This window comes from Pseudoalteromonas sp. NJ631, from assembly GCF_000276645.1.
Taxonomy (GTDB): domain Bacteria; phylum Pseudomonadota; class Gammaproteobacteria; order Enterobacterales; family Alteromonadaceae; genus Pseudoalteromonas; species Pseudoalteromonas piscicida.
In genome coordinates this window covers 135,151-149,393 of sequence record NZ_AKXJ01000008.1, presented here as the reverse complement: position 1 = coordinate 149,393, position 14,243 = coordinate 135,151, and the positions used below count along the sequence as shown (strand labels likewise).

Sequence of the window (14,243 nt, the reverse complement as noted above, 5' to 3'; positions counted from 1 at the left end):
TTGTTTGTTATGGAATAGCTTATGAACTTTTTTCGAAAGCCAAATCAAGAAGTTGAAAATTTGACCGCTGAACTCAACCGTGCTCGGGCATTACTTTCTGCGATTGATGAAGCGGTCGCAAAAATTGAATTTACACCCGATGGTCAAATAGCTGCGGTCAATCGACATTTTCTCGCTGTCGTGGGTTACACCGAGGCTGAAGTGATAGGACAGCACCATCGTATTTTTTGCCACAAGGACTACGTAAATTCTTCTGAATATCGCAGTTTCTGGGCAAGCCTTCAACGTGGCCAAGCTCAGTTTGGTAATTTTGAGCGCTTTACCAAAAAAGGTGACGTGGTTTGGCTTGACGCTACCTATTTTCCGGTTGAAGAAAATGGCAAAGTCACCCGTATTGTTAAAATTGCGAATGACATCACAGCAGAAAAACTCACCATAACGGCACAAGAAGCGATAGCTAACGCACTCAATAAATCCATGGCAACCATAGAGTTTACACCTGAGGGCGTTATTTTAGATGCGAATCCAAATTTCACCGCAACTGTGGGCTATAAACTCAGTGAGATTAAAGGTCAGCATCATCGAATGTTCTGTGACGACAGCTTTTATAAAGAGCAGCCACATTTTTGGCAAGAGCTAGCAAAAGGCCAGCATAAAAGTGGTCGCTTTCATCGCTTAGGTAAGCATGGCGAAGATATTTGGATTGAAGCAACATATAACCCTATTTTTGATGAACATGGCAAAGTCGTTAAAGTGATAAAGTTTGCAACAAATATCACGGCGCGGGTGCAAAAAGCGCATCGAGTCGCACAAGCTGCTGAGGTTGCGCAGGTGACATCAGAGCAAACCGAGCAAATCGCAGCCCGTGCGAGTTTGCTGCTGCAAGAGTCTGTCAGTACCTCTGGACTTATTTCTAATCAAGTACAAAGTGCAATGGCCGCAATAGCACAGCTTAATGAACAGTCAAAAGGGATTTCGGCAATTGTGTCTACCATCAGTGCGATTGCGGAGCAGACTAATTTGTTAGCTCTTAATGCAGCGATAGAAGCCGCCAGAGCGGGCGAGCAAGGAAGAGGGTTTGCGGTGGTAGCCGATGAAGTAAGAAGCTTAGCAGCACGTACTTCGCAGTCGACCAACGAAATCAATGATGTGGTAAATCAGAACGAAGTGTTAACTAAAGAAGCCACGGCACTGATGAATACGGTGTCTGAGAGCACTGAGCTTGGTCTTGCACAAATCGATGAAGTGAATAAAGTGATGAATGAAATAAAGCAAGGCGCAGAAAACCTCACAAATACGGTTAAAGGATTGTCAGAATAACCTAAAGATCGCCGCGTAAAGCGGCTCCCACTAAGAGCTTGAATATATTGTGGGAGCGGGTTCACCCCGCGAGCTTTTCCCCAATAATCGCGCGTAAAGCGGCTCCCACCAAGAGCTTGAATGTGGTGTAGGAGCGGGTTCACCCCGCGCTCTTTTCCCCAATAATCGCCGAGTAAAGTGGTTCACACCAAGGGCTTGAATATGGTGTAGGAGCGGGTTCGCCCTGCGAGCTTTTCCCCAATAATCGCGCGTAAAGCACCCCCACCAAGAGCTTGAATGTGGTGTAGGAGCGGGTTCAACCCGCGCTCTTTTCCCTAATAATCGGCTCGTAAAGCACCTCTCACCAAGGGCTCGAATATGGTGTAGGAGCGGGTTCACCCCGCGCTCTTTTCCCCAATAATCGCCGAATAAATCGGCTCCCACCTAAGGCTTGAATATGGTGTAGGAGCGGGTTCACCCCGCGCTCTTTTCCCTAATAATCGGCTCGTAAAGCACCTCTCGCCAAGGGCTCGAATATGTTGTGGGAGCGGGTTCACCCCGCGCTCTTTTCCCCAATAATCGCCGCATAAATCGCCTCCCACCAAGAGCTGAATATGGTGTGGGAGCGGGTTCACCCCGCGATCTTTTCATCAAGATCGGCGCATAGAGCGCCTCCCACTGCAACATAATGTGAATGGTTTATTTTTCAGCGATTTGCCATACTGCAACTGAGCCGGAAATTTCATTACCGATCACCAATAAGGCTTCGCCAGTTGCACTTTTGTCGGCAGGAATAAATGCCATGCCCTCTGGGGCTAAGTCGCCACTGATTTCGGCATCTTCAACTAATCCGCGGTTGTAGAAATAATCTTCAAACTTAACATCGTAAGGGTTGGTGATATCGTAAACCATGATACTACCCATACGCTCTAAGCCAACGAATGCAAAAGTGCGTTCACCAATTTGACCTAGCGCTAGTGCTTCCGGTTCTGGGCCTTTTGCATCGGATCGCGTATCGCCTTCATTGGTGTCTTCATCATTGTTAAATTGTGCGCCATGCACGGAGGCTGTGATCCGCTCGATTTGATCGCCTGAGTCGAACACCACAAGGCCGTTGCTATCCCAAATCGTAAATGAACGTGCACCATAGGTGTATAGCGCTTCATATTGGCCGTCTTTATTTTCATCGCCTTTCACCGTTGTAACTTTAAGGCGACCAATGTCGTCATCGTCATTATTAAGATAAGCAAAGTTGCTTGCTAAGGTAAGATCTTCTGTACGGCTCTCATCAATGTACGCTAAACAGCCATCGTCTTTATCGTAATCTAGGCCACCTTTCGTGGTGCAGTCGGCTTCATCGGCAGCATCAAAAAAGTATTCTCTACCATCACCTTCATTGGCAGAGACAATAAAGTTCGCGCCTTTCCACGTGTAGCTAGAGATAGTGTCTGGCTGATACATGCCGTAAAGGCCGGGATACTTTTGAAAATTGATCTTTTTATCTTTATCCGAGGCATCCATGGTGTAATTAGACCAGTCTTTGAATCCCAAACCGACTAAATTAAGGCTATTGTCACTGAGATCTACGATAGCGAGTGCGTTGTTTTCTTGGATTGAAACATAGGCGAAGCGGTTGTCTTTAGAGATGGTGACATATTCCGGTTCTAAATCCATCGCAACTGTCGTATTAATAAGTTTGCCATTGATAGTGCGACCAGTTGGATTGGCGAAGACAATGCCTTGTGCTTCTAGCTCAGCTTGCTTGGTGTTAAATGCGCTAAAGTCTAATTGTGTTGCTGTATTTGCAACTACGCCATTTTTAATTTTGATAATGCTGATGCTACCTTCAGGATCAACGCTGTAGTCACCTGCGGGTTCCCCTTCATTTGCGACCACAACTTTGCTGCCATCATGAGTAAAGGTAACCATATCAGGTAGTGCACCCGCCGTTACATTTTTAACAAAGGCCGGAGTTGCACCTGAGATATCATAAAAAGCGATTTGTCCTGCATCACCCGTCGTCTTGGCGGCCATTGCAACCGCCAATAGTTGGTTGTTTTCGTCAACTGCAATACTGTTTGCGTCGCCGGGGGTATTGTCGTTTAAGTTGATTGTCATGGCTGATGTTAAATTTGTAGCGGTAATAACACCTTCATTATTTTTGACCAGAGCGGCCGTATCAAAGCTGGTTGCTGGAATAACTTCAACCACAGCGGCACTGCCTGAACTATTAATGGCATATATCCATTTTTTGGACGCTTGGTAAGCGACAATTTCAGCGGCGCCTTCAGGGCTTTCTGCATTAAGCACTGCGCGTCCTACAAGACTTATTTCAAGCATGCTATTGGCGTTAGTGCCATTGGTTCCGTCTTGTCCGTTTGCTCCATCTTGGCCGTCAGAGCCATTTGTACCATTTTCTCCATCGTTACCATCTTGTCCGGCGACGCCTTGTTGCCCTTGCGAACCCGTGGCGCCATCGTCACCATCAAGTGAACAGCCAGTGAGAAGAGAAAGCAAAGAGAGCGCGATAAGTGAGTGCTTAAACATAAAATATCCTGATTATTATTGTTAAAGTTGCTACTTAATCACAAAAAGATGACTCTTATATGGCAATGAGGTTTCACAATTATTGTGAGAAATTCATTGATATCACTGAGCTGGATGTAATGCCATTCAAGCGTTAGTACCATCGATATCAAAGGATGATTAGGCAAAAGTTGGTATTGCGGCTGGTGCAATTAGGTACAGACAAAAAATATACAATAATTTTGCAAATTTGATGAACTTTTATTCAAACCTGTTCGTAAGGGTTAGCTATGGGTGACAAAAGTCATTCTTTTTAACCGAGTCTACAGGATGAGTATAATGAAAAAGTTTATAGTAAGTGCCAGCCTCATGCTTCTTATGGCATGTAGCGATAACGACGATAACGATACGGTTACACCTCCGCCACCGCCGCCAGTCCAAGAGTTTTCAGCGACTAAGACCTTTGAATTGATGTTATCAGGAAAGCAAGAAGTACCGATGAATACGTCAATGCAAACCGCTTTTGCAACAGTTGAGCTTGATGAAAATCTGATGCAATTTAGAGCAACACTCGACTACAGCAATGTCGAAGGTTTTAGTGCTGCACATATTCACGATGGCGATTTAGGTGCGAATGGCGATGTGGCATTCGCCTTTGAAGCATCGGATGACAATAAGGTGAGTATTCCAATCACAGATCTGTCTGAGGATCTAATTGAGGATATGCTGGACGGTGATTGGTATATTAATCTACACACCGAAGCCTTTCCAAGCGGTGAGTTACGCGCTCAGATTGTGCCTGACACGGTAAGCGTGATCACGTTCAAATTAGATGGCTCACAACAGGTGCCAATGAATGAAAGTAGTGCTATGGGGTATGGTTATGCGTCATACGACAGCACCGATGGCGAGCTCTACCTTCGCGCGGTCACTATGGGCGTTGATGATGCCACAGCAGCACATATTCACACTGGCCGCATTGGTATGAACGGCGATGTACTTGTGGTGTTAGAGCAGGACGACGAAGTAATGACAGACTGGGTAACGCCTGATGACACGATGATCGACGAAGCGACGTTGAATGTTTTGCTCTCGGGCGGACACTACGTCAATGTACACACGCCAGAGCTACCAAATGGTGAGATCCGCGGCCAAATTCTGACGGACAATTACGCGGTTGCTACATTTGACTTATCCGGCAAACAGGAAGTGCCAGCAGTAGCAACAATGGCATCTGGTGATGGCTATGCCCTTGTTAACACTGATAACTATGAAGTAGAGCTCAGAGTTGTCACTAGCGGTGTTGAGGATGCAACGGCGGCACATATTCATACTGGCCGGATCGGCATGAATGGTGATGTTCTAGTGGGCCTTGAGCAAAGCACCGATGATATGAATGTATGGATGACGCCAGGCAACACCATGATCAATGCCGAGATTTTTGCGGTGCTCGCATCAGGTGGTCACTATGTTAACGTCCATACTCCTAGCAATCCCAGTGGTGAGCTACGTGGCCAAATTCTTACCAGCAATTATGCACTCGCTACATTTTCGCTTTCAGGTCAGCAAGAGGTTCCTGCAGTATCGACAATGGCGTCAGGGGATGGCTACGCATTGGTTAACATGAAGGATTATGAAGTTGAACTTCGTGTAGTGACAATGGGTGTTGAGGATGCAACGGCGGCACATATTCATACCGGTCGGATCGGCATGAATGGTGATGTTTTAGTCGGCCTTGAGCAAAGCACCGATGATATGAATGTGTGGATGACCCCAGACAACACCATGATCAATGCTGAGATTTTTGCGGTGCTCGCATCAGGTGGTCACTATGTTAACGTCCATACTCCTAGCAATCCCAGTGGTGAGCTACGTGGCCAAATTCTTACCAGCAATTATGCACTCGCTACATTTTCGCTTTCAGGTCAGCAAGAGGTTCCTGCAGTATCGACAATGGCGTCAGGGGATGGCTACGCATTGGTTAACATGAAGGATTATGAAGTTGAACTTCGTGTAGTGACAATGGGTGTTGAAGATGCAACGGCGGCACATATTCATACCGGTCGGATCGGCATGAATGGTGATGTTTTAGTTGGCCTTGAGCAAAGCACCGATGATATGAATGTGTGGATGACCCCAGACAACACCATGATCAATGCTGAGATTTTTGCGGTGCTCGCATCAGGTGGTCACTATGTTAACGTCCATACTCCTAGCAATCCCAGTGGTGAGCTACGTGGCCAAATTCTTACCAGCAATTATGCACTCGCTACATTTTCGCTATCAGGGCAGCAAGAGGTTCCAGCAGTATCGACAATGGCGTCAGGGGACGGCTATGCACTGGTTAACACAAACGACTATGAAGTTGAACTGCGTATTGTGACAATGGGTGTTGAAGGTGAGCTACGTGGCCAAATTCTTACCAGCAATTATGCACTCGCTACATTTTCGCTATCAGGGCAGCAAGAGGTTCCAGCAGTATCGACAATGGCGTCAGGGGACGGCTATGCACTGGTTAACACAAACGACTATGAAGTTGAACTGCGTATTGTGACAATGGGTGTTGAAGATGCAACGGCGGCACATATTCATACCGGTCGGATCGGCATGAATGGTGATGTTTTAGTTGGCCTTGAGCAAAGCACCGATGATATGAATGTGTGGATGACCCCAGACAACACCATGATCAACGCTGAGATTTTTGCGGTGCTCGCATCGGGTGGTCACTATGTTAATGTGCATACACCAGCAAATGCGAGTGGTGAACTCCGTGGTCAGATCCTCACTGACAACTACACTTTGGTAGCGTTTCCATTGAGTGGCGAGCAAGAAGTCCCAGCCGTCACAACCACAGCTACTGGTAGTGGATATGCTTTGGTAAATCGAAACGGCTTCGACCTTGAATTACAAGTCCTCACCTCAGGTGTCGCCGATGCAACGGCTGCGCATATACATACAGGTATTGCTGGTGAAAACGGCCCTGTGTTACTGGCATTAATGCAAGATAGTAGTGATGCCAATCGCTGGATGGCTCCGGCCAATGCAGCATTGACAGCGGAAATATTTGCGATTCTGGCAGGCGGTGGTCACTACGTGAATGTGCATACACCAGCAAATCCAAGTGGTGAGTTAAGAGGCCAAATAGTTAATTAACCTGAGGTTTGGATAAGGAATGTTCCAACTCATTGTTTCTAAAGAACAACTTAGTTTTTTCCTTCTCTAGTCAGAGAGTTTTAGGGAAAACAAGGCGAATTTACGCACCAATAGCTGGCTATTGGAAGTGAATTCAACGCAGTTAGCGCTAAAACTGGCTGCTAGAAAGGCATTAATTATCCGCAGCTCAGGTTAATTAATCGCTTAGATAATTATATCGCATCAAAGAGTCTGTTAAGTGCAGACTCTTTTTCTTTATATTCAAGCTACACAACCATTATTCAGTCAGGGGAGTTATATTTAGTTAAAAAGATGTAACCAAAAAATCATGATTTGTTCCTGTAATCGTAATGCAAAGCGTCTAGCGTAAGCCTTCTTTAAAATAATAATGGTATTACAATGAATAAGATAAGCGTTTGTTCTGCGATCATAGCTACATTATTACTGAGTGCATGTGATGATGACTCTGTGGAGGTTGTACAGGTTGAAAAGCCGGTGATCACAACGGAGACTGAAATAAAGGTCGTTGAAGTTCCGGTAATTGTGGAGGTGCCTGCAGGTAGCGCAAGTGCCATGCAAGTGGGTACTCGTCCTGATTTCTTAATTCAAGATATGGAAGAAGGTGCACTCAAAACCAAGCTTGAGCAGTGTGCTAACGGACCTTTTTATAAAACAGACTTTTCAATTGGACACCGTGGTGCGCCAATGCAGTTTCCTGAACACACCAAAGAATCTTATATTGCGGCCGCTAAAATGGGTGCTGGGATTTTAGAGTGTGACGTTGCCTTTACTAAAGACAAAGAGCTGGTTTGTCGCCACTCACAATGTGATTTACACACAACAACAAATATTTTAGCAACGGATTTAGGCCAAAAATGTACAACACCATTTGTACCAGGCGATCCTGAAAATGGAATTGCAGCCCAAGCTAAGTGTTGTACCAGCGACATTACTTTGGCTGAGTTTAAGACATTAAAAGGTAAAATGGATGCCGCGAACTCAATGGCGGCAACCGTAGAGGAATATATGGATGGCACGGCAAATTGGCGCACCGATTTATATGCGAGCCGTGGCACTTTAATGACCCATGCCCAGAGTATTGAGTTATTTAAAAGTTTAGGCGTGAAAATGACGCCAGAGCTGAAGACTCCGTCTGTCGCGATGCCTTTCGACGGTTTTACACAAGAAGCCTACGCACAAAAAATGATCGACGAATACAAAGCCGCAAATGTAGATCCAAAAAATGTATGGGCACAGTCATTTAATCGTGACGATGTCATCTATTGGATAAAAGAAAATCCAGAGTTTGGTGCACAGGCAGTGTATTTGGACGACAGGTACGAAGTGCAAGTAGCTGACAATGAAACCATGGTATCAGCAGAGCAAATCGTGCATAACCCTGAGTTAATGTCGCCAACAATGGAGGAGCTTGCAGCGGATGGTGTTAACATTATCGCACCGCCTCTTTGGATGTTATTAACCGAAGAAGGGGGGGAAATCGTACCTTCACCTTATGCCAAAGCTGCAAAAGCAGCAGGGCTTGGGATCATCACTTGGACATTAGAGCGCTCTGGTCACTTAGCCAGCGGTGGTGGTTGGTACTATCAAAGCATCAACGGCAGTCTGTCTGGTGCGGCGATGATAGATAATGATGGCGATACCTTTAAAGTGCTGGATGTATTGGCCAAAGAAGTTGGCGTACTTGGCGTATTCTCTGATTGGCCAGCAACGACCACCTACTATGCAAGTTGCATGGGTATGCCTGCCAGTATTTAAGCGGTGTTAATTGTGGTAGGAGCTGGCTTATTCAGCGATCCTGTTTCTAATAATCGCCGCCTAAAGCGTCTCCCACCACGAGTTTGAGTATATGGTAGGGCGGGTTTACCCCGCGATCTTGTTTCTAATAATCGCCGCCTAAAGCGGCTCCCACCACGAGTTTGAGTATATGGTCGGAGCGGGTTTACCCCGCGATCTTTTTCTAATAATCGCCGCATAAAGCGGCTCCCACCACGATTTTGAGTATATGGTAGGGCGGGTTTACCCCGCGATCTTTTTCTAATAATCGCCGCCTAAAGCGGCTCCCACCACGAGTTTGAGTATATGGTCGGAGCGGGTTTACCCCGCGATCCTTTTTCTAATAATCGCCGTATAAAGCGGTTCTCACCACGAGTTTGAGTATATGGTCGGAGCGGGTTTACCCCGCGATCCTTTTTCTAATAATCGCCGTATAAAGCGGTTCTCACCACGAGTTTGAGTATATGGTCGGAGCGGGTTTACCCCGCGATCTTTTTCCTAATGATCGCAGCGTAAAGCGGTTCCCACCAAGGGTTTGAGTATATGGTCGGAGCGGGTTTCCCCCGCGATCTTGTCTTTAATTATCGCCGCCTAAAGCGGCTCCCACCACGAGTTTGAGTATATGGTAGGAGCGGGTTCACCCCGCGATCTTTTGATTTGGTTTTCACTGTTATTATGTCAACTCCGTTTGTTCCTAATTCTATGCTAGAAGAATCTCACCCTCTGCACTAGTCTTTATTGTGAACGCTTTAATAAAGGCTAGAATCATGAAGTTAAACTCTATCCGTATCCTCATGACCACTATCTTTGGTGGCATTATTGTTTTTGTCGTCATCGTTACATTATTGGTTGTTAACATGTACAACGCTTTGCTTGATTTTGAACAAATGGCTGACAACCGTTATAAAGCCTATCAACTGGCCGATGAATTAAGACAAAGCTCCGATGATTTAACGCGATTGGGCAGAACTTATGCGGTAACTGGGAACGATAAATACGAAAAGATGTATATGGATGTATTAGCAATTCGTAATGGTGAAAAGCCAAGACCTGAAGGTTACCATAAAATTTATTGGGATCTGGTGCTTAACTATGGTGAGAAACCTAAACCAGACGGTCAGCGAGAAGTATTACTCGATGCCATGAAAGCGGCGGGCTTTAGCCAAAAGGAGCTCAACTATTTAAGTGAGGCGCAAGCCAATTCCGATGGCCTCGTCGCATTAGAAGTCGAAGCCATGAATGCCGTAAAAGGTAAGTTTAAAGATAGTTCAGGAAATTACACCATTCAAGGCGAGCCTGATTTGAACAAAGCGGTTAAGCTTACTCACAGTGATGATTATCATCGCTATAAAGCCAACATCATGAAACCAGTTGAATCGTTTTTTACGGAACTTGAAAGTCGTACCAAACAAAATGTTGTGCAAGCTCACAGTGCTGTAGAGTCTTATGTTTTGTGGGCGATGGTGATGTTAGTCATAACCGTATGTTTTAGTTTATTCGGTGTGTATTTAGTTCGTCGTCGTATCGTGAAACCGATAGAGTTACTTGGTAGAACTTTTGAAGAGATAGGCAGTTCAAACGATCTTAGAAAAACGGTAGACGAAAGCGGCGCAACTGAGATTAAAGCGGTGGCCAATATCGTAAATCGTATGCTCAATAGCTTTAAAAATACAGTCACGAATATCGGCTCAGCGGGTGGCGCGATGTCACAATCTTCCAAAGAAGTGGCGCACTTTATTCGCAGTAATAAGGAGATAAGCGAAGAACAAAACGCCCGTCTTGAAACCATCGCTACGGCTGCGGAAGAAATGACCGCAACACTCAATGAGGTCACGTCCAGTACCGTGAGTACAGCAGATTATGCAAATCAGGTTGAACTTGAAGCACAGCGGGGGATGGAAGTGATGTCGCAAACCAGCCAGCAATTTAGTGATTTGTCAGTGCGCTTTGACGAAACCGCGAATATTATCTCTGAGTTGACTGAGCAAAGTGATCAAGTGTCAAATGTAGTGAGCGTGATCCAAGCTATTGCAGAGCAAACTAATCTGCTTGCATTAAATGCTGCCATCGAAGCGGCAAGGGCGGGAGAGCAAGGCCGCGGTTTTGCTGTTGTTGCAGATGAAGTAAGGACCCTTGCACAAAGAACCCAAAAATCCACCGAAGAAATTCGCGATATCATCAACCAGCTGCAAACCAAAGCGGGGAGTGCGAATACCGCCATTCAGCAAAGTCAGCACCAAGTGCAAGCGACGGAAGAGCAGGTGATGGTATCTTCCGAAGTGCTCGATAGTATCTTTGAAGCTGTAAGCAAAATCAAAGATTTGACTCAAGGTGTTGCCACCGCTTCACAGGAGCAGTTATCGGTGACAGAAGACATTAACACCAATATCAATGGCCTGAGTGATATCTCTAAAGAAGCGATTAAGCGGATGAATGAGTTTATGGTCATTGTTGAGCAGTTGGAGCAAACCAGTCATCGCCTCAACGACAATGCAAGGGAGTTTACTGTTTAGCATGTAGGAAGTGTTTTACGCGGTGGCCTCTTCTTTACTGATCGCCGCGTAAAGCGGCTCCTACTAAGGGGTAGAGTATGTTGTAGGAGCGGATTTACTCCACGATTTTATCTCTAATTATCGCTGCATAAAGCAGCTCCTACCAAGGGGGGGGATTTGGTAGGTGTGGGTTTACCCGCACTTCTATCTCTAATGACCGCCGCTTTACGCGGCGATCTCTCCATGAGTAGAACCAAGAAAAATCAATAAATCTACAACTTCCCTTAAATATCACTTAGATCAAAATGCAAATGAGATTAATTATCAATATTTTTGACTTTTATTCAGTTTCCATTTAGAGTACGCGCCAAAATTTACTTTAATGCAATAAATTTTGGGATATTAACAATGACAAACACGCCTTTTAAACGTGGTGTACTTTCTGCTTTGGTGCTTTCTGCCCTTAGTCCAGTTGCTTTTGCTGATGCAGTAAAAGCGCAGCCAGACATGGAACGCATCGTTGTAACTGCGACCGGCTTTGAGCAAAAAATACCAGAAGCACCTGCGAGTATTTCAGTGATCACCGCTGAAGACATTCAAGCTCAGTCTTACACTACGTTGCTTGATGCCGTGAAGTACCAAGAAGGCGTGGACATTGGCACAACTCGAGATAAAACCGGCCAAGGCAGCGTGAGTATGCGTGGTTTAACAGGTGAATATACGCTGCTACTTATTGATGGCAAGCGTCAAAATAACCACGGTGATATCTACCCAAATAACTTTGGTGGTAACGCGTTTAATCATATTCCACCTAAAAGTGCCATTGAACGTATTGAAGTCATTAGGGGACCTGCCTCTACACTTTACGGCGCAGATGCGATGGGCGGCGTAATCAACATTATTACTAAAAAATCAGTAGATGAATGGACTGGTAGCATCGATTTTGGCCGAAGCCTACAAACAAACGACCAGTTTGGCGATGACATTACCACAGACTTCAGTATCTATGGGCCTTTAGTTAAAGGTTTACTCAATTTTTCTGCTCGCGGTAGCATTTATGAGCGTCAAGCCTCAAATCCTGAGTTTTCACCTGCAATCGATCCAAACGGTGAGCTGCATCATCGTGAACTTGGTTTTGGGCGAGGTGGCAAAACAGTGGACAATACAAACACCCAATTAGGTGCGACGTTTGTGTTCACGCCAAATGACAACCACACGGTTACTTTTGACTATGATATCTCAAACCAAGAGTACGATAACACACCAAACTACGACGTTGAGTCGGGCAAAATTACCTATCCGCTTGGCACCAAAGATAACATCGAATCAATCTGGCAAGACCGTCGCGGTGTGGTAAATCCACGCGCTGGTTATGCAGCGGATCAAGAATTTGACCGAAGCTGGTGGTCACTAACGCATCAAAGTACCTTTGGTGATATTGAATCCTTTGTGTCATTGGCGTTTGTTGATACCGATAACAATGGCCGTACTATGCCGCTTTCTGTTGCAGAGCGTAAATTACTACAAGCCATGTATGATGGCAGTGGTAAATATGCTGATATGGAAGAAGCAGAGCGTAAAGCGCTTGCTGAAAGCACATTCTTACCACGTCCAAAGCGTACACTGAACAGTAACCAATATACGTTAGACGCGAGAGTAGATATTCCAGTTGACGATTTATTTGGCGATCACGTGTTTGTTGTGGGCGGCCAGTGGGTTGACGGTGAATTACAAGATGGCGTATTTGGTATGGAGTCTGGCGTTGATCAAGGCGTTCAGGAACACCAAATGTACTCGCTATTTGTAGAAGATAACTGGAGCCTGAGCGATCCGCTAACAGTTACTGTGGGTGTCCGTCACGATAACCACGATGTATTTGGTAGCCAACTTTCTCCGCGTTTATACGGTGTATACGAGCTGTCTGACGATTGGACAGTAAAAGGTGGGATCAGCACGGGTTATAAAACGCCACAAACGACCGACTTATACAACGGTATCACCGGCTTTGGTGGTCAAGGTACGTCACCGTTTGCAGGTAACCCAGATCTGGAACCAGAAACCAGTGTAAACAACGAAGTTGCATTGTATTGGACGCACCCAACAGAGAACCACAATTTTAATATCACTTACTTCTCAACGGAGTTTGACGATAAAATCGCCCGTGGTGATACCATCAAGAGCTGCTCTGCAACCAATGGTGCAAAACCATGCGTGAATTTGGGCGTATACGATGAGCTTGGTTACGATACTTATAGCCAAAAAATCAATATCGACAAAGTTGAGATCCAAGGTATTGAGCTTGCAGGTCGTTACCAGTTCACAGATGTAGTTTCACTATACGCAAACTACACCTGGACCGACAGCGAGCAAAAGAGTGGTCCTCAAGAAGGTCAACCACTAACCAATACCGCTGAACATATGGCAAATGCCACGGTAAACTGGCAAGTAACAGACGAGTTCTCATTGACGCTAAATGCTGAAATGCGCTCCGATCGTTACCGTGGCTGGGACAATAACCTAGACAAAGCCATGTACTACAAAAACTACAACCTACTGCACTTAGGTGCTAAATACACCTTTAACGACAATGTCACTGTATTTGCGCGTATCAATAACTTATTGGATGAAGACTTTACGTCTTATAGCACGGATTACAACGACTTAAATGGTGATGGTAAATACGAATACCTAAGCGGCCGTGGTGTGGTAAGCGAAGTCGTATTTAGCGACGACTATAACGTAAAAGACAAAGCTCGCAATATCTGGTTTGGTGTAAACGTGACGTTTTAATATCCATGTAAAGCACTACTCGATTACAAAAGTCAAAGGAGGTGCAATTTGCACCTCCTTCTTTATTGCCACTTGTGCAGGACGCAGCGATAATTTCTCTACTTTTTAGCTCACCCGTAGCAGCGGCTTTACGCCGCGACAGTCATCTGTTTTAACAGAATAAATCCGCTTGCTACCTTGTGCAGGACG

6 protein-coding genes are annotated in these 14,243 nt (G+C 45.4%); 5 read left to right on the top strand and 1 reads right to left on the bottom strand.

Annotation, left to right across the window (positions count from 1 at the left end; translation table 11 throughout):
- Nucleotides 1–21: 21 nt before the first annotated feature.
- The gene (locus tag A587_RS0114830) at nt 22–1,320 is read left to right on the top strand and encodes a methyl-accepting chemotaxis protein (RefSeq protein ID WP_017218218.1); all 1,299 of its coding nucleotides are present in this window, start codon (nt 22–24) and stop codon (nt 1,318–1,320) included.
- A gap of 678 nt (nt 1,321–1,998) precedes the next feature.
- Here A587_RS0114830 and A587_RS0114825 read toward each other — a convergent pair.
- Complete coding sequence (locus tag A587_RS0114825; RefSeq protein WP_017218217.1) at nt 1,999–3,846, bottom strand: choice-of-anchor I family protein; 1,848 nt, start codon at nt 3,844–3,846, stop codon at nt 1,999–2,001.
- 318 nt (nt 3,847–4,164) lie between these two features.
- Here A587_RS0114825 and A587_RS24750 point away from each other — a divergent pair, with 318 nt between their 5' ends.
- The 4 genes from A587_RS24750 (at nt 4,165) to A587_RS0114800 (ending at nt 14,054) form a co-directional block, all read left to right on the top strand.
- Entirely contained in the window at nt 4,165–6,978 is a 2,814-nt protein-coding gene (locus tag A587_RS24750; RefSeq protein ID WP_017218216.1) for a CHRD domain-containing protein, read from the top strand.
- A gap of 399 nt (nt 6,979–7,377) precedes the next feature.
- Entirely contained in the window at nt 7,378–8,754 is a 1,377-nt protein-coding gene (locus tag A587_RS0114810) for a glycerophosphodiester phosphodiesterase family protein (protein ID WP_017218215.1), read from the top strand.
- A gap of 785 nt (nt 8,755–9,539) precedes the next feature.
- Nucleotides 9,540–11,285, top strand: coding sequence for a methyl-accepting chemotaxis protein (locus A587_RS0114805; protein WP_017218214.1), 1,746 nt, complete (start codon nt 9,540–9,542; stop codon nt 11,283–11,285).
- Nucleotides 11,286–11,672: 387 nt separating this feature from the next.
- On the top strand, nt 11,673–14,054 hold the full coding sequence (locus tag A587_RS0114800; RefSeq protein ID WP_017218213.1) for a TonB-dependent receptor domain-containing protein: 2,382 nt from the start codon (nt 11,673–11,675) through the stop codon (nt 14,052–14,054).
- Nucleotides 14,055–14,243 lie beyond the last annotated feature (189 nt).